The 20867-nt window shown below is 65.7% G+C and carries 24 protein-coding genes; 16 read left to right on the plus strand and 8 right to left on the minus strand.

Features of this window, described 5'->3' with window-relative positions; all coding sequences use genetic code 11:
* Window positions 1-8: 8 nt before the first annotated feature.
* From G7078_RS00805 to spt, 9 genes are all read left to right on the plus strand, one after another.
* A complete protein-coding gene (locus G7078_RS00805; RefSeq protein ID WP_166092013.1) occupies window positions 9-617 on the plus strand; it encodes a TetR/AcrR family transcriptional regulator in 609 nt (202 codons plus the stop codon).
* 64 nt (window positions 618-681) lie between these two features.
* Window positions 682-2307: a sensor histidine kinase gene (locus G7078_RS00810; RefSeq protein WP_166092015.1), complete on the plus strand. Its 1626-nt coding sequence runs from the start codon at window positions 682-684 to the stop codon at window positions 2305-2307.
* A complete protein-coding gene (locus G7078_RS00815) occupies window positions 2304-2903 on the plus strand; it encodes a response regulator (protein ID WP_166092018.1) in 600 nt (199 codons plus the stop codon). The genes G7078_RS00810 and G7078_RS00815 overlap by 4 nt, the downstream gene beginning before the upstream one ends.
* Before the next feature lie 216 nt (window positions 2904-3119).
* Window positions 3120-4172: a hypothetical protein gene (locus G7078_RS00820; protein ID WP_166092020.1), complete on the plus strand. Its 1053-nt coding sequence runs from the start codon at window positions 3120-3122 to the stop codon at window positions 4170-4172.
* A gap of 176 nt (window positions 4173-4348) precedes the next feature.
* Window positions 4349-6895, plus strand: a complete 2547-nt coding sequence (locus tag G7078_RS00825) for a porin family protein (protein WP_166092022.1) — start codon at window positions 4349-4351, stop codon at window positions 6893-6895.
* 45 nt (window positions 6896-6940) lie between these two features.
* On the plus strand, window positions 6941-7981 hold the full coding sequence (gene obgE / locus G7078_RS00830; protein ID WP_166092024.1) for a GTPase ObgE: 1041 nt from the start codon (window positions 6941-6943) through the stop codon (window positions 7979-7981).
* A gap of 10 nt (window positions 7982-7991) precedes the next feature.
* Window positions 7992-8897, plus strand: coding sequence for an NAD-dependent epimerase/dehydratase family protein (locus G7078_RS00835; protein WP_166092026.1), 906 nt, complete (start codon window positions 7992-7994; stop codon window positions 8895-8897).
* Window positions 8898-8958: 61 nt separating this feature from the next.
* Window positions 8959-9207, plus strand: coding sequence for an acyl carrier protein (locus G7078_RS00840; protein WP_166092029.1), 249 nt, complete (start codon window positions 8959-8961; stop codon window positions 9205-9207).
* Window positions 9208-9224: 17 nt separating this feature from the next.
* Complete coding sequence (gene spt / locus G7078_RS00845; RefSeq protein ID WP_166096001.1) at window positions 9225-10463, plus strand: serine palmitoyltransferase; 1239 nt, start codon at window positions 9225-9227, stop codon at window positions 10461-10463.
* Here spt and G7078_RS00850 read toward each other — a convergent pair.
* Together G7078_RS00850 and G7078_RS00855 are read right to left on the minus strand one after the other, a co-directional pair.
* Window positions 10460-10663, minus strand: a complete 204-nt coding sequence (locus G7078_RS00850; protein ID WP_425505263.1) for a type II toxin-antitoxin system antitoxin — start codon at window positions 10661-10663, stop codon at window positions 10460-10462. The two genes, spt and G7078_RS00850, sit on opposite strands and share 4 nt — an antisense overlap.
* Before the next feature lies 1 nt (window position 10664).
* Window positions 10665-11558 carry an SPFH domain-containing protein gene (locus tag G7078_RS00855; RefSeq protein WP_166092033.1) on the minus strand — a complete coding sequence of 298 codons (894 nt, stop codon included), beginning with the start codon at window positions 11556-11558 and terminating at the stop codon, window positions 10665-10667.
* Window positions 11559-11666: 108 nt separating this feature from the next.
* Here G7078_RS00855 and G7078_RS00860 point away from each other — a divergent pair, with 108 nt between their 5' ends.
* Window positions 11667-12599, plus strand: coding sequence for an isoaspartyl peptidase/L-asparaginase family protein (locus tag G7078_RS00860; RefSeq protein WP_166092035.1), 933 nt, complete (start codon window positions 11667-11669; stop codon window positions 12597-12599).
* On the opposite strand, the gene G7078_RS00865 is transcribed toward G7078_RS00860, so the two are convergent.
* The 4 genes from G7078_RS00865 to G7078_RS00880 are packed head-to-tail and all read right to left on the minus strand — an operon-like array spanning window position 12575 to window position 15247.
* Window positions 12575-13711 carry a GNAT family N-acetyltransferase gene (locus tag G7078_RS00865; RefSeq protein ID WP_166092037.1) on the minus strand — a complete coding sequence of 379 codons (1137 nt, stop codon included), beginning with the start codon at window positions 13709-13711 and terminating at the stop codon, window positions 12575-12577. The two genes, G7078_RS00860 and G7078_RS00865, sit on opposite strands and share 25 nt — an antisense overlap.
* A 29-nt stretch (window positions 13712-13740) precedes the next feature.
* Window positions 13741-14199, minus strand: a complete 459-nt coding sequence (locus tag G7078_RS00870) for a RidA family protein (RefSeq protein WP_166092039.1) — start codon at window positions 14197-14199, stop codon at window positions 13741-13743.
* A gap of 32 nt (window positions 14200-14231) precedes the next feature.
* Window positions 14232-14978, minus strand: coding sequence for an SDR family NAD(P)-dependent oxidoreductase (locus tag G7078_RS00875; RefSeq protein ID WP_166092041.1), 747 nt, complete (start codon window positions 14976-14978; stop codon window positions 14232-14234).
* On the minus strand, window positions 14975-15247 hold the full coding sequence (locus G7078_RS00880) for a DUF3572 family protein (protein ID WP_166092043.1): 273 nt from the start codon (window positions 15245-15247) through the stop codon (window positions 14975-14977). Before G7078_RS00880 ends, G7078_RS00875 begins: the two co-directional genes overlap by 4 nt.
* A 45-nt stretch (window positions 15248-15292) precedes the next feature.
* Here G7078_RS00880 and G7078_RS00885 point away from each other — a divergent pair, with 45 nt between their 5' ends.
* On the plus strand, window positions 15293-15685 hold the full coding sequence (locus G7078_RS00885) for a response regulator (protein WP_166096004.1): 393 nt from the start codon (window positions 15293-15295) through the stop codon (window positions 15683-15685).
* Here the strand turns inward: G7078_RS00885 and rpmG are convergent.
* The gene (gene rpmG, locus G7078_RS00890; protein WP_166092045.1) at window positions 15678-15845 is read right to left on the minus strand and encodes a 50S ribosomal protein L33; all 168 of its coding nucleotides are present in this window, start codon (window positions 15843-15845) and stop codon (window positions 15678-15680) included. The two genes, G7078_RS00885 and rpmG, sit on opposite strands and share 8 nt — an antisense overlap.
* 159 nt (window positions 15846-16004) lie before the next feature.
* Here rpmG and G7078_RS00895 point away from each other — a divergent pair, with 159 nt between their 5' ends.
* Together G7078_RS00895 and G7078_RS00900 are read left to right on the plus strand one after the other, a co-directional pair.
* A complete protein-coding gene (locus tag G7078_RS00895) occupies window positions 16005-16310 on the plus strand; it encodes a hypothetical protein (RefSeq protein ID WP_166092047.1) in 306 nt (101 codons plus the stop codon).
* Between the two features lie 39 nt (window positions 16311-16349).
* The gene (locus G7078_RS00900) at window positions 16350-17948 is read left to right on the plus strand and encodes a cisplatin damage response ATP-dependent DNA ligase (protein ID WP_166092049.1); all 1599 of its coding nucleotides are present in this window, start codon (window positions 16350-16352) and stop codon (window positions 17946-17948) included.
* 71 nt (window positions 17949-18019) lie between these two features.
* Here G7078_RS00900 and G7078_RS10955 read toward each other — a convergent pair whose 3' ends face one another.
* Window positions 18020-18856 (minus strand): cold-shock protein, encoded by an 837-nt coding sequence (locus G7078_RS10955; protein ID WP_166092052.1) that lies wholly within the window; start codon window positions 18854-18856, stop codon window positions 18020-18022.
* 221 nt (window positions 18857-19077) lie between these two features.
* Here G7078_RS10955 and G7078_RS00910 point away from each other — a divergent pair, with 221 nt between their 5' ends.
* Genes G7078_RS00910 through G7078_RS00920 form a run of 3 tightly spaced genes read left to right on the plus strand, consistent with a single transcriptional unit; the run spans window position 19078 to window position 20863 of the window.
* A complete protein-coding gene (locus G7078_RS00910; protein WP_166092054.1) occupies window positions 19078-19698 on the plus strand; it encodes a ribonuclease D in 621 nt (206 codons plus the stop codon).
* Window positions 19695-20333, plus strand: coding sequence for an LPS export ABC transporter periplasmic protein LptC (lptC, locus tag G7078_RS00915; RefSeq protein ID WP_166092056.1), 639 nt, complete (start codon window positions 19695-19697; stop codon window positions 20331-20333). The genes G7078_RS00910 and lptC overlap by 4 nt, the downstream gene beginning before the upstream one ends.
* Window positions 20330-20863, plus strand: a complete 534-nt coding sequence (locus G7078_RS00920; protein WP_343037796.1) for an LptA/OstA family protein — start codon at window positions 20330-20332, stop codon at window positions 20861-20863. Before lptC ends, G7078_RS00920 begins: the two co-directional genes overlap by 4 nt.
* The last annotated feature ends 4 nt before the right edge of the window (window positions 20864-20867 follow it).

Here is a 20867-nt window from a genome sequence, read left to right on the forward strand (position 1 = left end):
TGACAAGCGTGTCAATAGTTCGCAAGCGCCTGACTTCCGAGGAAAGCCGGGATGCCGCGATCGAGGCGGCGCGCCAGTTGCTCCTGGACGAAGGCCCGCAAGCGGTGACTCTGAAAGCGGTCGCGGCGAAGATCGGCCGAACCCACGCCAACCTGCTTCATCACTTCGGTTCGGCAGCGCAGCTCCAGTCGCAACTTGCCCGAAGCATCGCCGAGCGCGTGACGAGCAGCATCGCCAGCGCCGTCGAGCGCGCGCGCAAGGGCGAGACCGACGCTCGCGAGATCGTCGACGGCACCTTCGATGCGTTCGGGAAGGAAGGCGCCGGCGCACTCGCCGCCTGGATGATCCTCACCGGCAACCGCGACGCGCTCGACCCAGTCCTCCATTCGATCCGCAGCCTCGTCGCGCAGCTCAGCGACGGCGATGAGGATCACCAGGTCGGGGAAGCGACCCTTTGGCTCGTCCTGCTCGGCCTTGGCGACGCGCTGCTTGGCCAGCCGATCGCCGATGCCTTGAGACTGGATCAGGACACCGCTCGCCAGGTGGCGGCCGACCGGCTTCGGGCGCAGCTGGCTCAACACACCCAGTCCGGATTGCATTCGCGGACGGGCGGTTGAATGACTGCTATGCAATATAAAGTTAACCGCGATTAAGGGGCTTGCGGGGGGTTTGGGGGCGAAGGTGTTTGACCGGGGCCTGAAACATCGTTCGGGGCGGGTGATCGCGCTTGGCCGCTTCGTGCTGTCGGCAATCTTCCTGTTCTCGATCTGGATCGATTCGAGCCAGCCCGCCCGCAACGCGCCCGAAACCTACTGGCTGCTTGCAAGCTACGTCGCGGCCGCGGGCCTGGTCGGTGCCGCCACCTGGAACAGCTGGTGGCTCGATGCCCGGCTCGCCGGCCCGGCGCATTGGCTGGATGTCTTCGTCTTCGGTCTGCTGATGTTCAGCACCGACGGCTACACCAGCCCGTTTTTCTTGTTCTTCGTCTTCATCATGCTGTCCTCGGCGATCCGGTGGGGCTGGCGCCAAACCGCGCTGACCGGCGCCGCCTTGATCGTCATGTATTTCGCAGCGGCCGCGCTTGCCGGCGTGGCGAGCGACCAGTTCGAATATCAGCGCTTCGTGCTTCGGGGCACCCACCTGGTCATTCTGTCCGCGATCCTGATCTGGTTCGGAATCAACCAGGGCGCGCCGCAATGGACGTTTGAGGGCAAGCTCCTCGGCGACATTTCACCCGACGAGTCACCCCTGCCCAGCGCGCTCAAGGCGGCGCTGCGCTCGACGGAAGCGACCTTCGGCGTGCTGATCTGGCGCGCAAGTGAAGCGCATAGCCTGACCGTCCTATGCGGCCGGACGGGCGACGAACCGGAGGCCCGGTCGATCGAGTGGGACGGCGACCCCGACAGCCATCCGCGCGCACCATTCCTGTTCGACCTTGCGCGGGACCGCGCGCTGGCCGGCGGCGGGGGACGGGGCTTCCGTTTTTTTACCGCTAGCTCGGCGCTCGATCGATCGGCGCTGGGACCGCTTTCCGACATGCAAGGGCTTGGCGTCCCCTTTTCGGCCGACACGGGTAACGGTCTGTTGTTGCTGGGCGGCATTCGCGGATTGAGCCTCGACTATCTCAGCCTTGGCGAGCAATTGGCGCCCGCGATCGAGCTTCATATCCAGCGGCATGCCTTGCTTTCGGCCGCGCAGCACAACGCGGTCGCCCACGCCCGCCTGGCGCTGTCCCGGGACCTGCACGACAGCATCGTTCAATTCCTGGCCGGGGCCTGTTTCCAGGTCGAGGCACTGACTCGGTCGGCTCGCTCCGGAAGCGCGATCGTCGATCAGCTCGCGTCGCTGAAACAAATGCTGCTGGAAGAGCAGCAGGAATTGCGCTCGAGCATCGGGGCGATGCGCAGCGAGGAAGTCGGCTTGATCGACCTGGCCGCGAACCTCGAGAAGCTTTGCGCGCGACTGGCGCGGCAATGGGGTGTCCATTGCAGTTTCGACGCGCAGGTGTCGGCCGCCGCGGTCCCGATGCGGCTTCATTTCGACACGCACCAACTGGTGCGGGAAGCCGTTGCCAATGCCGCGCGCCATGCGGCGCCGACGGCAATTCGAGTTTCGCTGTCCGAGGAAGGCGGGAGCTTGCGGCTGGACATCGTCAATGACGGGGGAGGGGCGGAGCCGCTCGCGCCCGGGGCGCCATGGTCGTTGCGCGAGCGCGTCGACGAGGCGGACGGCAATTTGATGCTCGCCACGCGAAACGGCTCGACAACCGTCTCGATTACCCTGCCTTTACGGAGTTCCGCGACATGACCCGGCTCGTGCTCGCCGACGACCATCCCATCATCCAAGGCGCGGTCCGGTCGCTTCTCGAAGGAACTCACTACGAACTCGTTGCCACGGCGAGCAGTGGTTCGGCTGCCCTGTCGATGATCGCGGCGACGAAGCCCGACATCGCCCTGCTCGACCTGCAGATGCCGGACGGCAGCGGTCTCGACGTGCTTCGGAAGCTCCGGGCAGACAAGGCGAACATCAAGGTGGTGCTGCTGACTGCGTCCATCGACCGCCATGCGCTGGCCGAAGCATTGAAGCATGAGGTCGACGGCATCGTCCTGAAGAACTCGGACCCGACTCTGCTGCTCGAGTGCCTGAATTGCGTTGGCTCGGACCGGCAATGGATCGACCCGCAGCTCGCTTCGATAGCGGCGGAGGCCACGGGCCCCTCGTTGACCCCGCGCGAGCGCGACCTGGTTGCATTGGTGACCGAGGGGCTTCGACACCGGGAGATCGCCGACCGGCTCGGGGTCACGGAAGGCACGGTCAAAGTCTACCTGCACGGAATCTTCGAAAAGACCGGTGTCTCCAACCGGACCGAACTCGCCATGCGGGCGCGCGACCTGCTGGGCTGACTTACGCGCAGAGCGTCGGTGCAGCCAAAAGCGACATAGCAAAGTCAAATCTGGCACTGTCCCGGCGCGGGACTCGTCCTGGTTAACCTAAGGCTACTAACCTTTGGTAAGTTCAGCATTAAATCGACTTGGTTTAACAGGAAATTATCACCTTCCGAGTCGCACACCCCCGCCGCTCCCAGGTGAAAAATCGAACCGGGGAAGAGGATTACTGCCATGAAACTGATCAAGATCGCAGCCGCGAGCGCGCTGCTCTGTTCAACCATGATGTCGCCTGCCAACGCAGCGGTCACGCTTATTTCATCCACGCCAAGCGCCAATCCGGCCGAACTGACCACGGCCAACCTGGCCGCTGCGCAGTCCCAGTGCGACACTGCGGCCGCAACCGCTGACGCAGACGGATCGGCCGCGAACAGCGACCGCTACACCGCCGCCGTCGTTCAAGGGGCTCCTTCCTACGTTAGCGGCCCGGCTGAAATCGGCAGCGAAGCCGATCGCACGCTGACCACGGCCAAATCGCCCGCGGGCACGTTCAGCCCAGGCGTAAAGTTCATTTCGGGCAACCCGTATCGCAATGGCGGCAGCGTCAACATGTTCGGCCTGCAGAAGGCGACCGGCGGCAGCTACAGCAACAGCCAGTACGACTTCACGGCGCAGTTCAAGACGACCTACGCGGTCGCCTACACCTGCACGATTTCGAAGGAAGTCTATAATCCGCCGGTCTACGTGCCGCCGGTGTTCCACCCGCGGACCGGCCACTGGATCGTCAATCCCGACTTCCACGGCAATGAAGAAGCAGTGACTCAGAATTGCACCGCGTTCAACACGTCGCTGCCCACCGGCCCGCAGAACGGTCATCCGACCGATCAGGCTAACTGCCGCTACATCGAAGAAACCGCAGCCTATACCACGCCGGGCTACACCATCCCGGCCTACTTCGGCCCGAAGACCGAAGTTGCAGCCGGCGTTCCGGGCGGTTCGTTCAACCAGGAGCAGACAGATACGCTGAGCGCGCACGAGAGCTTCGGTTCCGGCTATTCGATCAGCGAGACGGTCACGCTTGGCCAGGTCGTCGTCTGCATCTCGCCGAGCAAGTCCGGTGCGAAGCTGCCGGGCGCATGGACGAAGCAGAACGGCTACACCGGCGACCTGTGCAACAGTGCTTGGTACAACGGCACGAGCCCGTACAGCCCGAGCAACTACGCGGGTACCAACATTCCGAACCTGAATGACAGCAGCCACAACTGGGTCACGGTTCCGATCATCTAAGTCGGCGCGGAAGCCTCGTTCAAGAACGGGGCTTCCTCTCCGGGTTTTTTCACTGCGGCCCAGAACCGCGCGTGAGCTCTCTGTCTGGCACCCCCGGTGCCAGGCAGGGCAGCGCGAGGGCCGTGTTAACGTAAACGCATTAGCGATGTTGCGGCCTTTTCTGGGGGGGCAGGCAAATGATCCAAGACACCGGCCATCGGCTGACCTGGCGCCGCGTCGCGGGCGTACTGCTGCTCAGCAGCGTGGCCATGCCGGGACGGGCCGACATCGGCGCCGCGGCCGCCGAAGTCCAAGCGTCGCAGCCGCGCGATCCCTATCGCGACGAGATTATCGTCATTGGCCGCCGCCTCCAGGGCGTCATTCCGGAACGCAACCTCGACGAAGACGAAATTCGAGGTTTCGGCGCGAACACCATCGATGAACTCATCGGCGAGCTCGCTGGCGACGCCGGCGACGGCGATGAACCGCTCATTTTCGTCAACGGCGAACGGGTAAGCGGCGCCGGCGACATCGGCGACTTCCCGATCGAGGCGCTGCGCGCAGCCCAAGTGCTGCCACGCGGCTCGGCCGTCGGCCGGGGCGGCTCGGCCAGCCAGCGCGTGCTCAGCCTGACGCTGAAAGACCGCCTGCGCAGCGTCACGGTCAGCGCCGCCCACAGGCTCGCAACCGAGGGGGAATTTACCGCGGATCGCGGCGATTCCATCTTCACGCATATTCGTGGGTCCACCCGCGCAAACCTGTCGTTCCGGATCGAAGACCAGAGCGCGCTGTTCGAAAGCGACCGGGGCATCGTTCAACCCGCCGCCAACTACCCGTTCGCCCAAGGCGGAAACATCATCGCCTACCCGGCGCTGGCAGGCGAGATCGACCCCGCGCTGAGCGCCATCGCCGGCACGCCGGTAACCGTTGCGGCAGTGCCCGGCGGCGACAATTTCGGCCTTGGCGCTTTTGCCGCAGGGGCGAACCAGGCCGCGATCACCGACCTTGGCGCGTTTCGGACGCTGCTGCCGGGCCTTCGCAATTACGATCTGAACGGCACCTTCGGCACGCGCTTGTCGCCCTGGCTGACGGGTTCGTCGACGCTCCGGTTCAGCCGCAGCACCAGCAAGTCGAGCCGGGGACTCCCTAGCGTTCTCGTCGCGATCAACGAGGCCAACACCTTTTCGCCATTCACTCAGGATGTCGCGCTGGCCGCTTACGGCACCACGCCCTTTCGCTCTCGCAGCCGCTCTGATTCCGGCGAAGGCAGCGCGACGCTCAACGCCAATGTCGGACTTTGGACCGGGACGCTCGTGGCCCGCCACTTGCGCGCCAAGTCGGTCTTGGACAGCCAGCGTCAATCGACGTTCGCACCCGTCCTGGTGGCCGATACGCTCAATCCCTTCACGGCCGACTTCGACGACTTCATCCACATCGAAGACGATCGCGCGGTTACGCGTACGCGCACGACGCTGTCGCAGCTGACCTTGACCGGGCCGGCCGGCGAGCTTCCGGCCGGGACCATCCGGGCGACCGTCGAGGGCAAGGTCGCCTGGTACGCGATCGATTCGGAAAGCAGCTTCACCGGCGGCGACTTGCGCAAGTACCGGCGCTCCGAACAAGGCGTCCGCGGCGCATTGGAAGTGCCGCTGGCCAGCCGCGAGGGCCAAGTGCTGTCCAAGCTGGGCAACCTCGATGCGTCGGTGGAGTTTGGCGCGACCCACTTTTCCGATGCCGGCACGCTGACCCGGCACTCGCTTGGCCTCACCTGGGAACCGAGCATCAGCTTCCGGTTGCGCGGGTCGATCGAAAAGAAGGAAATGCCAGCGCTGATCGAGACGCTCGGCAACCCTGTGATCGTCGTTCCTGGTGTTCGCGTCTTCGATCCGCTGACCGGCGCCACGACCGACGTGATTCAGATCAGTGGCGGCAACCCGGACTTGAAGCCGGAGTCGACGACCATTCGGCGGCTGACCGGGCTGGTTCGCCTGATTCCAAGCATCGAGCTGCAACTGAACGCCGAGTATACGGACACCGATCGGCGCAACTTCATCTCGGCGCTGCCGGAGGCCAGCGCTGCGGTGACCCTCGCTTTCCCTGACCGGTTCGTTCGCAATGCCGATGGCGTGCTGACGTCCGTCGACCTGCGCCCGGTCAATTTCGAATCCGAGCGCGAAAAGCGGCTGCGCTGGGGCCTGAGCATGAGCAAGCCCCTGGGCACGGCGCCGGCGGTGGTGCGCAAGCCTGGAATGCGCCCGCCGCTGCCGAGGACCATTCTCCAGCTAAGCGCCAACCATTCGATGGTCTTTTCGAACGAAATCCGGATCCGCCCCGAGCTGGACCCGGTCGACCTTCTGGGCGGCGGCGCGATCGGTATCGGCGGCGGGCGTCTGCGCCATCAGCTGGATGCGACGGCCGGCCTTGCCTCGGGTGGCACGGGGGCGCGCATCGGGCTGACCTGGCGGGGCGCAAGCGAGCTTGAAAGCCGCATCGACGGGGTCACCGAACGCCTGCGTTTCTCGCCGGTGATGCTGGTAAACCTTCGCCTGTTCACGGACGCCGAAAGGTTCATCCCAGGCTCCAAGTGGGCGAAAGGTCTTCGCCTGTCGCTTGAAGCGGTCAACCTGACCAATGATCGCCAGTCGGTTCGCAATGCTCTGGGCGAAACACCGCTGCAGTATCAGCCGGGTTATCGGGACCCAACGGGCCGCACGATCGAGTTTGAAATCCGCAAGGTCTTCTAGCCCCGTCGGTGGCGCTTTGGCGCGGGTGCGCTTACATCCGCGCCAATGCATTTCCTCGATCAGGCCAAGATTTTCGTAAAGTCCGGCGACGGCGGTCCCGGCGCCGTCAGCTTTCGCCGTGAAAAGTTCGTCGAGTTCGGCGGGCCCGACGGCGGCGAAGGCGGCAAGGGCGGGGACGTCATCTTCGAAGCCGTGCCCGGGCTCAATACGCTGATCGACTTTCGCTACACCCAGCATTTTCGGGCCCCGCGCGGCAAGGGCGGCGCGGGATCGAACCGAACCGGTGCCGGCGGCAAGGACCTGGTGATCAAGGTGCCGGTCGGCACGCAGGTGCTCGCCGACGACGAGGACCGGACCCTGCTTGCCGACCTGACCCGGGTCGGCGAACGGCTCGTCTTCCTGCGCGGCGGCGACGGCGGTCGAGGCAATGCGAGCTACAAGACCTCGACCAACCGGGCGCCGCGCCAGCACACCACCGGCTGGCCGGGCGAGGAAATGTACGTTTGGCTGCGGCTCAAGCTGCTTGCCGATGTCGGCCTGGTCGGCCTTCCGAACGCGGGCAAGTCGACGCTCCTCAACGCCGTCACCAACGCGAGCGCCAAGGTCGGCGACTACCCCTTCACCACCCTGCGGCCGCAGCTTGGCGTCGTTCGGCACAAGGGTCGGGAATTCGTGCTCGCCGATATCCCGGGCCTGATCGAGGGCGCAGCCGAAGGTGCCGGGATCGGCGACCGCTTCCTCGGCCATGTCGAGCGGACGCGCGTGCTGCTTCACTTGGTCGACGCCGCGGGGGACGATCCGGCGGAAGCCTGGCGGGTCGTGCGCGGCGAGCTCGACGCTTATGGCGCCGGGCTTGAGGACAAAGCAGAAGTGCTGGCCCTCAGCCGTGCCGACGCAGCCACGCCGGAGCAGCTGGCGCAAGCGCTGCAGGGGCTTCGCGATGGAGGCGCGCCCGAGCCGCTGGTCATATCGGCCGCTTCGGGCGACGGCATGGACGCCCTGCTCGACCGGCTGATCGAGCTGCTCGGTTGGGAGCGGAAAGCCGACGAGGCCGAAGCGCCGGAACAGGATTGGTCGCCACTGTGAGTCTGGGGCGTTGAAGCTCGCGGTCACCGGCGGCACCGGCTTCGTCGGATCCCACTTCATCGATGGCGCAACCGCCGCCGGTCACGAGATCCGGGCGCTCGCCCGCCGCCCACAGCCAGGCCGCGCTGGCGTCGAATGGATGGAAGGCTCGCTCGAATCGTCGGATTCGCTGCACGAATTGGTCCGCGACACGGACGCGGTCGTGCATATCGCAGGAGTCATCAACGCGCCCAACGCCGCCGGCTTCCAGGCGGGCAATGTTGCTGGAACCCTGACAATGCTCGCGGCCGCGACAGCGGCCGGCACCCAGCGGTTCGTCCATGTTTCATCCCTCGCCGCACGCGAGCCCGGCCTTTCGCTGTACGGCGCATCGAAGGCGCGGGCGGAGGAATTGGTCAGGGAATCGGGGCTCAACTGGGCGATGGTCCGGCCGCCCGCGGTTTACGGCCCCGGCGACCGTGAGACGCTCGAGCTGTTCAAGATGGCCAAGCTCGGCCTGATGCTGTTGCCGCCGCCCGGCCGGGTGTCGATGATCCACGTCGGCGACCTTGCGGCCTTGCTGCTCAAGCTCGCGACGCACGACCAGCCAAGCCGGGCGATGTTCGAAGCGGACGACGGCAGGACCCAAGGCTGGTCGCATCGCGAAATGGCGGCCGCGATCGGCGCGGCCGTGGGTCGGCGGAATGTGGCGCTGTCGGTGCCCGGATCGGTGTTGCGCGGCGCCGCCCGGCTCGACCGGCTTTTCCGCCGCGGCCGCGCCAAGCTCACCCCGGACCGCGCCGCTTACTTCAACCATCCCGATTGGGTCGCGAGCGCCGAGATGCGTCCGCCAGCCGGACTGTGGCGAGCGGCGATCGACACCGCTTCCGGACTGGCCGACACCGCTCGCTGGTACGAGCGCGAAGGCTGGCTGTAGCCCGCCCTGTTTGCGCCCCAATGCGTTGCGATAGCGCCCGCCGCCGCATAGGGACTTCACCATGACCGACCGAGACGAAATGTACGCCCAGATCCTCAAGCTGATCGAGCCGTTCAATAAGAAGGGCGCCGAGGTCAGCGAGGCCACCCGATTCCAGCAGGACCTGGAATGGGACAGCCTGACGGTGATGGATTTCGTCGCCTCGGTCGAGGACGAGTTCGATATCCTGATCAGCATGAACAAGGCAGCCGAGATCGAGACCGTCGGCCAACTGGTCGATGCCGTCGAGCAGCTGCAGGCGGAACGGTGACCGATCCCGGCCTGGAGATGACCGCAGGCGGCGCGCCCGAGGGCGGCGGGAACGACCTGTTTTCCAAGTTCGATCCGTTGATCCAGATGCGCGCCCAATTGCTGGAAGGCGGCGTCACCGATCCGTTCAACCTGGTCATGGAGCGGGTGGAAAGCCCGACCGTCGCCATCTGCAACGGCAAGCGGACGATCCTGCTCGGCACCTACAATTACATGGGCATGACCTTCGACCCGGATGTGATTGCCGCGGGCAAGAAGGCGCTCGACGAGTTCGGGTCCGGCACCACGGGCAGCCGAGTACTCAATGGGACCTACCTAGGCCACCGCGAAGTCGAAGCGGCGCTGCGCGAGTTTTACGCGATGGACCATGCGATGGTCTTTTCGACCGGATACCAGGCGAACCTGGGGATCATTTCCACCATTGCGGGCAAGGACGATTATGTCGTCCTCGACATCGACAGCCACGCATCCATCTACGACGGGTGCAAGATGGGCGACGCGCAGATTGTCCCGTTTCGCCACAATGACATCGAAGCGCTCGAAAAGCGGCTGAAGCGGATTCCGGCCGGCGCCGGCAAGCTGGTCGTCCTCGAAGGCGTCTATTCGATGCTTGGCGACATTGCCCCGCTGAAGGAAATGGTCGCCGTCGCGAAGGCGAATGGCGCGATGGTGCTGGTCGACGAAGCCCATTCGATGGGGTTCATCGGCGAGAACGGGCGGGGCGTTGCCGAAGCGCAGGGCGTCATCGACGATGTCGATTTCATCATCGGCACCTTTTCAAAGTCGGTCGGCACCGTCGGCGGCTTTTGCGTTTGCAACCATCCCAAGTTCGAAATCCTGCGGCTGGTGTGCCGGCCCTACGTGTTCACCGCCTCGCTGCCGCCGTCGGTCGTGGCCACCGCGGCGACTTCGATCCGCAAGCTGATGGGTGCGCGCCACAAGCGCGAGCATCTGTGGGAAAATTCGAAGCGCCTGCACGGCGGCTTGAAGCAGCTCGGGTTCCAGCTCGGGACCGAGGAGCCCCAGTCGGCGATCATCGCCGTCATCATGCCCGACCTCGAGCGCGGCGCTGCCATGTGGGAAGCACTTCTCCACGAAGGGCTGTACGTCAACCTCGCCCGGCCGCCGGCGACACCCGCCAACATGACCCTGCTGCGCTGCTCCCTATGCGCGGAGCATACGGCCGAGCAGGTCGGCGAAATCCTCGGCATGTTCGAGGCCGCCGGCCGCGCCACCGGCATCCTGCCGGCCGCCTAACGTTCCTTTTTCGGGCGGCCGCGCTTTCGCGGCGCTGCCGCGTGAAGCTTGATGCCGCGCGCGCCCAGCGCCTCGCGAAGCAGGATCTCGACCTCCGCATTGACGCTTCGCAAGTCGCTTGCCGCACAGCGCTCGACTGCGGCCCACAGGGCCGGCTCGACGCGCAACGGATAGGCTTTGCGGGCGTCGGTCACCAAGATCCTACTGGTACAGCGTCCCGGTGTTGACCACCGGCTGCGTGTCGCGCTCGCCGCACAGGACGACCATCAGATTCGAAACCATCGCAGCTCGGCGTTCGTCGTCGAGCTCGACGACATTCTTGTCGCTGAGCATCTCGAGCGCCATTTCGACCATGCCGACGGCGCCTTCGACCAGCGTCTTGCGCGCGGCCACGACCGCCTGCGCCTGCTGCCGGCGAAGCATCGCCCCGGCAATTTCCTGCGCGTACGCCAGGTGGGTGAAGCCGCATTCATCGACGGTGATCCCAGCCACGGACAGCCGCGCGATCAGTTCGCCGCGAAGCTCGCTCCCGACCTGGTCGTGATTGCCGCGCAGGGTGACCTCGAGATGCTCGAAATCGTCATAGGGGTAGCGGGACCCGATGGTGCGGATTGCCGATTCGACCTGCACCCGCACAAAGGCATGATAATCGTCGATATCGAATAGGGCCTGCGCCGTATCGACCACGCGCCAGACGATCTGCGCGGCCATTTCGATCGGATTGCCGCGCAGGTCGTTGACCTTGATCCGTTCGGAAATGAAGTTGTTGGCGCGGACCGAAACCTTCTTGCGCATCAGCCATGGCAGCACCCAGCGCAGGCCGCTTTTGCGGTCGGTGCCCTGGTAATCGCCGAACAAGGTGATTGCCGCCGCCTGGTTCGGCTGGAGCATGTAGAAGCCGCTAACGGCCAGGATGAGCAGCAAGACGCCGACAACAACAAGTATGACCGGAAGCCAGCCGGTGCCTTCCCCGACACCCGTCATTCCGTACACCGCCATCACAATCGCGAGCAGGGCGACGAGCAACATCGGGTAGCCGCTTAGCGACGACGCTTCCCGCTCCTTGGATGTTCTCAGTGCGATCAGTTCCGCCATGCGTGCCTCCCTTTATTTGATATCAATCTGATATCATTCTGAAGCCGAGTCAAATCGTTTCGCACGCTGCCCCTTTTAAACTGGCGGGCGGCGAGCCAAAGCGACGGGATGGCTGATCAAGACTGGAAGCTGGTCGTTCACGGTGGCGCCGGAGTCATCGAACTGGAACGAATCTCATTCGAGCGCGACCGTATGATCCGGGCCGCCCTTGATGCCGCGCTGCAGCAGGGGTCGGCGGTGCTGTCCGGTGCCGGCACCGCCGTCGCCGCCGTCGAAGCGGCGGTGCGGATCCTGGAGGACGATCCGAGCTTCAACGCCGGCCGCGGCGCCGTGCTTACCTACGACGGACGCATCGAACTCGACGCGTCGATCATGGACGGGCGCGATCGTTCCGCCGGGGCGGTCACCGGCATCTGCGCCAGCCGTAGCCCGGTCAGCCTGGCGCGGACGGTGATGGAGGAGAGCGACCACGTCTTCCTCAGCGGTCCCGAAGCCGATGCTTTCGGGCGCGAGCATGGCATCGAGCAGGTCGACCCCAGTTTTTTCGAAACCGAGTTTCGCCGCAAGCAACTTGCCGAGCTGAAGTCGAAGCGGGCGAGCGCGCTCGACATCGAATATAAATATGGGACGGTCGGCGCCGTCGCGCTCGACCGGCAGGGCAATGTGGCCGCCGCCACCTCGACCGGCGGCATGACCGGCAAGCGCTGGGGCCGGATCGGCGATTCGCCGCTCATCGGGGCCGGGACTTACGCGGACAACCGCGCCGGCGCGGTGTCGGCCACCGGCTGGGGCGAATATTTCATCCGTGCCGGGGTCGCGCACGAAATCTGCGCCCGGATGCGCCTTTCCGGCGTGTCGGGTCAGGAAGCCGCCGACGCGGTCATGCGTGACGTGAAGGAGCTCGGCGGCGAAGGCGGGGTCATCGTCGTCAGCGCGGCCGGCGAAATGATCTACGCGTTCAACACGCCGGGCATGTACCGGGGCCGGGCCGACAGCGGCGGCCGTTCGGTCGCGCTCTATTCCGAAGATGAGGAACGGTAAGGCAGGTCCTGCCGCATCAGCCCGGCCTCAACCGCGACGGCCGCGCGTTCCTGGTCGAGGAAGTCGGCGATCGCGTCGCGAAAGCTTCGATTCGGGATGAAGTGCGCCGACTGTGTGATGACCGGCTCATAGCCCCGCGCCAGCTTGTGTTCGCCTTGGGCGCCCGCCTGCACCCAATCGAGCCCATGGTCGATCGCCCATTCGATCGCCTGATAGTAACTGAGCTCGAAGTGCAGGAACCGCACGTCTTCGATGGCGCCCCAATAGCGCCCGTAAAGCGCGTCCGGCCCGACCACGTTGAGCGCACCCGCAATCGGCACGCCGTCCCGATCGGCGAGGAATAGCAGCAAGCGGTCGCCAATCGATTTGCCGATGAGATCGAAAAAGGCGCGGGTCAGGTACGGATGGCCCCACTTGCGGCTGCCGGTGTCCTGGTAGAAGCGCCACATCGCGTCCCATTCGGTTGGGCCGATCTCATCGCCGCGCAGCGCCTGGAATTGCAGGCCCTCGCGAGCAGCGGCCCGCTCCTTGCGGATCGCTTTGCGCTTGCGGCTACTCAGCGAGAGCAGGAAATCGTCGAAGCTGCCGAACCCGCGGTTCGACCAGTGGTATTGGATGCCGTCGCGGATCAGCCAGCCGCGCTCCCGGCAAGCGGCGGCATCGGCCTGCTCGAGGAAGGTGACATGCGCCGATGACAGCTGGTTTTGAGTGGCGACGGCCTCCAGCGCCGAAAGCAGCTGCTGCGGACGGGTGCCGAGCAGGCGCGGCCCGGGGACGGGCGTGAACGGCACCGCCACCTGCAGCTTGGGATAATAAGCGCCGCCGGCCCGTTCCCAAGCGTCGGCCCAGCCATGGTCGAACACATATTCGCCCTGGCTGTGAGTCTTCAGATAGGTCGGCGCAGCGGCGGCAATGCGGCCATCCTCGCTTTCGATCAGGATCGGCGCCGGGGTCCAGCCGGTGCCGGGGCCGACGCTTCCCGAATCTTCCAGCGCCGCGAGGAAGGCGTGGCTGACGAAGGGATGCGCGCCGGCAACCCGGTCCCAGTCGGTGGGATCGATGCTGGAAACACCCGTCGCGATTCGGGCGATGACGTCGTCGCGGTCGGCCACTTGGCTGGCGCTAGGCCGCGCCGCCTGAACTAGGCTTTGACGGCGACGATTGCATCCACTTCAACCGCGACCCCGAGCGGCAGCGACGGCGCACCGACGGCGGCGCGGGCGTGGCGGCCGGCTTCGCCGAAAACCTGTTCCATCAGGTCGCTGGCGCCGTTGCCGACCTTGGGCTGGTCGGTGAAGTCCGGGGTGCAATTGACGAACACGCCAAGCTTGACGATCCGTTCGACGCGATCAAGCGAGCCGAGCGCGGCCTTGAGCTGCGCGAGCACCATCAGGCCGCAGGCGCGCGCCGCCTTCTGCCCCGCTTCGACATCCATCCCGTCGCCAAGCTTGCCGGTGATCATCTGGCCGTTCTCGTTGGAGACCTGGCCCGAGACATGGGCGAAGCCGCCGGCGACGACGACCGGGACGTAGGATGCGACTGGGGCCGCGGGCTGCGGAAGGGTGATGCCGAGTTCGGCGAGGCGCTGGTCGATGCTCATGCCCTCGCCTGTGGCCAGTCGCGCCGCTTGAATCAACCCTTCCGCTCGACCGCAAAGCCAGCGAAGCTCTGGCTGGTTGGCATCAGCTCGAGCGTGTTGATGTTGAGGTGCGGCGGCAGGTTGGCGACCCACCAGATGGTCTCGGCAATGTCCGCCGCCGACATCGGATCCATGTTGGCATAAAGGGCGTTCGATGCCGCCTGGTCGCCGCCGGTGCGGACGATGGTGAACTCTGTTTCGACCATGCCCGGCTCGATCGAGGTTACGCGGACGCCGGTCCCCGCCAGGTCGCAGCGAAGGTCGAGCGAAAACTGCCGGACGAAGGCCTTGCTGCCGCCATAGACCGCGCCGCCACGGTAGGGATAGGTCGCGGCGACCGAGGACAGGTTGATCACCGCCCCCTTCCGCTCGACCAGTTTGGGCAACAGCGCGCGGGTTAGCGCGACCAGGCCGGTGATGTTGGTCTGGATGACGTTTTCCAGCCCGGCGTAATCGGCGTCCTGCAACGGGCTCATCGGCGGGGCGAGGCCGGCATTGTTCAACAGCAGGTCGATCGCGCCCCATTCGCCCGACAGCTTGGCGCACTCCAGCAGCGCGTCCGTGTCGCGCATGTCCAGTTCGAGCGGCAGACAGGCATCGCCCAGTTCGTCGGCCAGCGCGCGCAACCGGTCTCCGCGGCGGCCGGTCGCGATCACCCGCCAGCCGTCGCTTGCGAACCGCCTGGCCGAAGCCTGCCCGATCCCCGCCGTTGCGCCGGTAATGAAGATCGTCTTGCTCATTGTTCCTCCTCCAGCGTCCGGCGGGCCTTTACCAGCGCCTGTGCCGAACAGCCGATCTCGCCCGCCACCGCAAGCAGGTCGGGCTCATGGGCCTCCAGAAAGGCAAGGAAAGCGGCAAGCAGTGCGGGTTCCGCGGCGCGGGCCCGCATCTCATCCGGGGACAGGCCGCTAAGCTCAAGGAACCGCTGTGCTTTTCGTTCGTCGGAAAGTGTCGCGGCAAGCGCGGTCAACGCCAGCGCGGTCGCGTCTGTTGGAGATGAAGACGGCATCGCTTAGATTAGTCAGCGTTAGGAGTGGAAAGCAGCTTGGCCAAGATTTTGATCGTCGAGGACAATGCGTTGAACATCAAGCTGTTCTGCGATCTCCTCGCCGCGCATGGCCATGATGCGCAGGCAGTGACGGACAGCCGCCAGGCGTTGGAGCGAGCGCGGGCGTTCCGGCCGGACCTAGTCATCACCGATATCCAGCTGCCGCATGTAAGCGGGCTGGAGCTGATCCAGGCGATTCGCGGCGATCAAGACCTTGAGACCGTGCCGATCATGGCCGTGACCGCTTATGCGGCGGCATCGGACGAAGAGCGAATCCGCGCGGCCGGCGCGGAAGCCTATGTATCCAAACCGATTTCGGTGGCGAAATTCGTTGCCCAGGTCGACGAGCTGCTGGGCACCCAGAGCGTCCTGAAGACGCCCGAGCCAGAGGCTACTTGATCTTCGCTTCTTTGAAGTCGACGTGCTTGCGGACGACCGGGTCGTACTTGCGCATGCTCATCTTTTCCGTCTGAGTCCGCGGATTCTTCTTGGTCACGTAGAAGAAGCCGGTGTCGGCGCTGCTGACGAGCTTGATCTTGACGGTTGCCGGCTTGGCCATCGGAAGCGTCCCAAATGCTAGAAATGAAGAAAGCGGCACTCAGGAGCGCCGCTCTTGCGGCCGCCACATGGCCGGAGCCGCCATTTTTGTCAAGGCAACGAGGCCGTTGAGGGCCTGTTAACCGCTTTGAGCGACTCTGCCTTCAACAGGAGGCGGACAATGGGCAGCAAGATGCTAACCGGCCACAGCCAGCTCGGCGAGCGGATCTCCGACATCCAGAGCCGGGCCGACCGCCTGTCACCGATGGACATCTATGCGAGGATGGATGCGATCCGCCAGGCGGCCGCCGACAGCGGCCTCGATGCGCTGGAGGGGCTCGCGCATCGCTCGGCACAGCTCGCGCTGCTCCCCGGACACAGGGTCAGCACCCAATGCTGCCTCGAGCATTTCGACGAGGCGCTGGCGAGCCGCTCGAAATCCGATCGGACGGCAATCCTGGCCGTCATCGCGGCGCGGCTGCACTGACCCGACGAAACTGAACGGCAGCGCTCTCGTTGAGGGCGGATGCGCGCCTTCTCGCAGTTGCTCGACGATCTCGTCTACACGCGCTCGCGCAACACCAAACTCAAGCTGATCGGCGACTACCTCAAGGAAACGCCCGATCCCGACCGCGGGATCGCCCTTGCGGCGCTGACCGGCTCGCTCAGCATCCCCGCCGTCAAGGGCGCCGCCATCCGCGCGATTGCCGAGGAACGGGTCGATCCCGTGCTGCTCCACATGAGCCGCGACTATGTCGGCGACATGGCGGAAACGGTGGCGCTGCTGTGGCCGACCGCAAGCGATGGCGAGCCGGAGCAGGACGACGGCACGATCCGAATCTCGGACGCGGTTGAGCGGCTGGCGAGCGCTAGCCGGATGGATGCGCCGCGCGTGCTTGCGGGAATGCTCGACCATCTCGACTCGTCAGGCCGCTTCGCATTGCTCAAGCTTGCGACCGGCAACCTCCGGATCGGCATTTCCGCGCGCCTTGCGAAGCAGGCGCTCGCCGACGCCTTCTCGCTCGATGTCGATGCGGTGGAGGAGGTCTGGCACGGCATCGGCGCGCCGTATCGGGAACTGTTCGATTGGGCCGAGGGCAGGGGACCGCAGCCGACCGTTCGCGACGTGCCGGTCTTCCGCCCCTTCATGCTCGCCCACCCGCTCGAAGAGACGAAACTGTCGCTCGACGATTATGCGGCCGAATGGAAATGGGACGGCATCCGAGTCCAGCTGGTGCGAGTCGCCGGTCAGACCCGGCTCTACAGCCGCACCGGCGACGATATTTCGGGGAGCTTCCCCGACGTCGCCGAAGCATTTTCCGCCGATGGCGTCCTCGATGGCGAATTGCTGGTGCGCGGCAGCGCTCAGGGCGCCGACCGGCATGGCGGCGCGGCGGCGAGCTTCAATGCCCTTCAGCAGCGCCTCGGCCGCAAGGTCGTCAGCGGCAAGATGCGCGAGCAATATCCGGCGTTTGTCCGCCTCTACGACATATTGATCGACGGCGATGAGGACGTGCGCGGCCTGCCATGGGCGGAGCGGCGGCAGCGGCTTGAAACGTTCATGCCCCGGCTCGATTCGCAGCGGTTCGACCTGTCGCAGCTCATCGCCGCCGACAGTTTCGAGGCGCTGGAGGAAATCCGCGGCGGCGCCCGCGACGCCTCGATCGAGGGAGTGATGCTCAAGCGTCGCGACAGCCCCTACGTCCCCGGCCGCCGGGTCGGCCTGTGGTACAAATGGAAGCGCGACCCGCTGACGGTCGATTGCGTGCTGATGTATGCGGTGCGGGGGTCCGGCAAGCGGTCCAGTTTCTACAGCGATTACACTTTCGGCTGCTGGTCTGACGAGGGCGAGCTGCTGCCGGTCGGGAAGGCCTATTTTGGGTTCACCGACGAAGAGCTGAAATGGCTCGACCGCTTCGTTCGCAACAAGACCGTCGAGCGGTTCGGGCCGGTTCGCGAAGTCGAGAAGACGCTGGTGCTGGAGGTCGCCTTCGACTCGGTGCACCTAAGCAGCCGTCACAAGTCCGGCCTGGCGATGCGCTTCCCACGGATCAGCCGAATTCGAACCGACAAGCCGGCGCACGAAGCCGACCGCATTGCGACGCTGAAGGCCATGGTCACCTAGCCGGACACGAAAACGCCCGCCCGGATCGACTCCGGACGGGCGTTTCTAGGTCTATCGCCCCGGTGGGTGGGTCAGGCGACAGACTGAAGGTTCACCGCCGCATACTTGCCACGACGATCGACCTCGATCTCGAACTCCAGGCGATCGCCCTCGTTGAGGGTCGGGATGCCCGCGCGCTCGACGGCCGAGATGTGGACGAAGGCGTCCGGCTGTCCGTCGTCGCGCTGGATGAAGCCGAAGCCCTTCATCGCGTTGAAGAACTTGACCGTACCGCTTGCCTTTTCACCCGTCAGCTGCCGCTGCGGGCCGCCGCGGTCGCCACCCGCGGCGCGATCGCCGCCGGCACTGGCGCCGCCGCGCTCGACCGGCATCGGTTCGCCGTCGATGCGGATGTTCGTCGCCGAAATGCGCCCGCCGCGATCGACCAGCGTGAATTCCAGCGGCTGGCCGTCGGCGAGGTCCGAAAGACCGGCCTGTTCCACCGCCGAGATGTGCACGAACACATCTTCGCCGCCATCATCGCGGACGATGAAGCCGAAACCTTTGGCCGGGTTGAAGAATTTGACGACGCCCTTGCCTTCGCCAACGACCTGCGGAGGCATGCCGCGGCCAGCACCGCCAGCGCCGCCGCCGAAGCCGCCGCCACCAGCACCGCCGCCGCCACGGAAGCCACCGCCTCCGCCGCCGCCGCCGAACCGGTCCCCGCCGCCGCCGAAGCCGCCACGATCACCGAATGCCGGGCGCTGGCCGTAGCCGCCGCCGCCGCCACCACCGAAACCGCCGCGATCGGCAAAGCCGCCGCCGCTGCCGCGATCACCGCCACTGTAGGCGTCTTCTCCGCCAAACCCGTCGCGCTTATCCCTGCCGCGACCGCCACGATCGCCTTTGCGCCCTCTATCGAAACCCATGCCCGTCCAAATTCCCTGTGCCCACTATTCGACAACAACCAACGCGCTGGGCAGTAAGGCGCAACCGGTCCTCGTGCGTTTCGCTCACGCACCATTCAGCGCCTTACAGGAAAAATACTGCCTCCTCTAGTGATTCCATGGCGCAGTCGCTGCTATGGCGCATCGAAGGCTGCCGTCCGCGACAGGGGAACGCGCAGGGGGCGACATCAGAAGCGAGCAGAATGAGCATTCATTTCCACGAAGAAGACCTGCCCGAAGGGGTCACGTTCGACGGACCGATCGCCGTCGACACCGAGGCGATGGGCCTGATGCCCGGCCGCGACCGGCTGTGCCTGGTCCAGCTTTCCGACGGCAACGGGGAGGAGCATCTCGTCCGCTTCGGTCCCGGCAGCGACTATTCGGCGCCGCGGCTTAAGGCGCTGCTGGCCGACCCGCAGCGGCTCAAGCTCTACCACTTCGCCCGTTTCGACCTCGCGATCATGATTCGCTACCTCGGAATCGTCGCCGGTCCGATCTACTGCACCCGCACCGCGTCGCGCCTCGTGCGCACCTACACCGACCGCCACGGGCTCAAGGACCTGGTGCGCGAACTGCTCGGGCAGGAGATTTCCAAGCAGCAGCAGACCAGCGATTGGGGCGCGAGCGAGATCAACGATGCGCAGCGCGAATATGCCGCGAGCGACGTGCGCTACCTCCACCAGCTCAAGGCGAAGTTGGACGAGCGGCTGCAGCGCGAAAACCGGGTCGAGCTGGCGCAGGGCTGCTTCGACTTCCTGCCGCACCGGGCCCTGCTCGATATCGCCGGCTGGCCCGACCAGGACATCTTCGCGCACGACGGATGAGCGAGGCGGCCCAGACAGAACGCGCGGTCAAACAGCGCTGGGCGGTGCCCGGAAGCAGGCACGACCGCCTGGTCGGCTTTGCCAAGGTCGCCCTGCCGTCCGCGGTCGGGGTTCTGATTGCGGTCCTTGCGCTCGCGCCGCTCGACAAGCGCGGGGACGTCAGCTTCATCCTCGACAAGAACAAGGTCGATAACGCGCCGGAGCGGATGCGGGTCGACACGGCGCGCTACACCGGGGCGGACAATCAGGGCCGGCCCTTCCAGATCCTCGCTCGGTCCGCGGTCCAGCCGAGTTCCGACGACCCGATCGTCGATATTCGCGGGATGATGGCCCGGCTTGGCCTTGCCGACGGCCCGGTGACCATCGTTGCCAACCTCGCCCGCTACAATCTCGACGAACAACGGGCTGCGGTCAGCGGCCCAGTGCGCGTGACCGGGCCCAACGATTACCGGCTGACGACCAGCAACGTCAGCGTCGACATGAAGGATCGAACCGTCACCGGCAGCGGCGGCGTCCAGGGCCGGATAGAGCTTGGCGACTTCCAGGCCGGCAGGATGCGCGCCGACCTTGGCCAACGCACGGTCGTCCTCGACCAAGGCGTTCGCTTGAAAATCGTGCAGGGGGCGGTCAGATGATGACGATGCGACGCACCATCCTGTCCCTTGCCGCCGCGGCAACCCTCGCCGCCGGTGCATTGGCGCAGGCGCAAGCGCCGGTTTCGGCGCTGAAGGGCCACAACAGCAATGCGCCGGTCGACGTCACCGCCGACCGCATCGAAGTGCAGGATCGCGCCGATCGCGCCATCTTCGCCGGCAACGTAAAGGTTCGCCAGGGCGAGCTGTCGATGGACACGCAGCGCGTGACGGTCGCTTACGCAAGCGCGGGCGGCATCCAGATCCAGCGGCTCGACGCAAGCGGCGGCGTCATTGTCCGAAGCCCGTCGGAAACAGCGCGCGGCGACTTCGGAATCTACGATCTCGACCGGCGCCTGATTACGTTGATCGGCGACGTGCAGCTGAACCGGGCCGGGTCGAGCATCAACGGTGCTCGCCTCGTGATCGACCTCGACAGTGGCCGCGCGGTCATCGATGGCGGCCCGGCCGGCGTTGCGCAGAGCGGTGGGCGGGTGACCGGCCACTTCACGGTCCCGCAGCGCGGCAACTGAGCCG

This window comes from Sphingomonas sinipercae (assembly GCF_011302055.1).
Lineage (GTDB): Bacteria > Pseudomonadota > Alphaproteobacteria > Sphingomonadales > Sphingomonadaceae > Sphingomicrobium > Sphingomicrobium sinipercae.

What these genes read in the sequence shown, in the direction of transcription:
- lptC (WP_166092056.1), top strand. Translation starts at nt 19,695, where the DNA reads ATGAGCGAGGCGGCCCAGACAGAACGCGCGGTCAAACAGCGCTGGGCG.
- G7078_RS00870 (WP_166092039.1), bottom strand. Translation starts at nt 14,199, where the DNA reads ATGAGCATCGACCAGCGCCTCGCCGAACTCGGCATCACCCTTCCGCAG.
- G7078_RS00920 (WP_343037796.1), top strand. Translation starts at nt 20,330, where the DNA reads ATGATGACGATGCGACGCACCATCCTGTCCCTTGCCGCCGCGGCAACC.
- G7078_RS00820 (WP_166092020.1), top strand. Translation starts at nt 3,120, where the DNA reads ATGAAACTGATCAAGATCGCAGCCGCGAGCGCGCTGCTCTGTTCAACC.
- obgE (WP_166092024.1), top strand. Translation starts at nt 6,941, where the DNA reads ATGCATTTCCTCGATCAGGCCAAGATTTTCGTAAAGTCCGGCGACGGC.
- G7078_RS00860 (WP_166092035.1), top strand. Translation starts at nt 11,667, where the DNA reads ATGGCTGATCAAGACTGGAAGCTGGTCGTTCACGGTGGCGCCGGAGTC.
- G7078_RS00840 (WP_166092029.1), top strand. Translation starts at nt 8,959, where the DNA reads ATGACCGACCGAGACGAAATGTACGCCCAGATCCTCAAGCTGATCGAG.
- G7078_RS00880 (WP_166092043.1), bottom strand. Translation starts at nt 15,247, where the DNA reads ATGCCGTCTTCATCTCCAACAGACGCGACCGCGCTGGCGTTGACCGCG.
- G7078_RS00825 (WP_166092022.1), top strand. Translation starts at nt 4,349, where the DNA reads ATGATCCAAGACACCGGCCATCGGCTGACCTGGCGCCGCGTCGCGGGC.
- G7078_RS00895 (WP_166092047.1), top strand. Translation starts at nt 16,005, where the DNA reads ATGGGCAGCAAGATGCTAACCGGCCACAGCCAGCTCGGCGAGCGGATC.
- G7078_RS00855 (WP_166092033.1), bottom strand. Translation starts at nt 11,558, where the DNA reads ATGGCGGAACTGATCGCACTGAGAACATCCAAGGAGCGGGAAGCGTCG.
- G7078_RS00875 (WP_166092041.1), bottom strand. Translation starts at nt 14,978, where the DNA reads ATGAGCAAGACGATCTTCATTACCGGCGCAACGGCGGGGATCGGGCAG.
- rpmG (WP_166092045.1), bottom strand. Translation starts at nt 15,845, where the DNA reads ATGGCCAAGCCGGCAACCGTCAAGATCAAGCTCGTCAGCAGCGCCGAC.
- G7078_RS10955 (WP_166092052.1), bottom strand. Translation starts at nt 18,856, where the DNA reads ATGGGTTTCGATAGAGGGCGCAAAGGCGATCGTGGCGGTCGCGGCAGG.
- G7078_RS00815 (WP_166092018.1), top strand. Translation starts at nt 2,304, where the DNA reads ATGACCCGGCTCGTGCTCGCCGACGACCATCCCATCATCCAAGGCGCG.
- spt (WP_166096001.1), top strand. Translation starts at nt 9,225, where the DNA reads ATGACCGCAGGCGGCGCGCCCGAGGGCGGCGGGAACGACCTGTTTTCC.
- G7078_RS00910 (WP_166092054.1), top strand. Translation starts at nt 19,078, where the DNA reads ATGAGCATTCATTTCCACGAAGAAGACCTGCCCGAAGGGGTCACGTTC.
- G7078_RS00900 (WP_166092049.1), top strand. Translation starts at nt 16,350, where the DNA reads ATGCGCGCCTTCTCGCAGTTGCTCGACGATCTCGTCTACACGCGCTCG.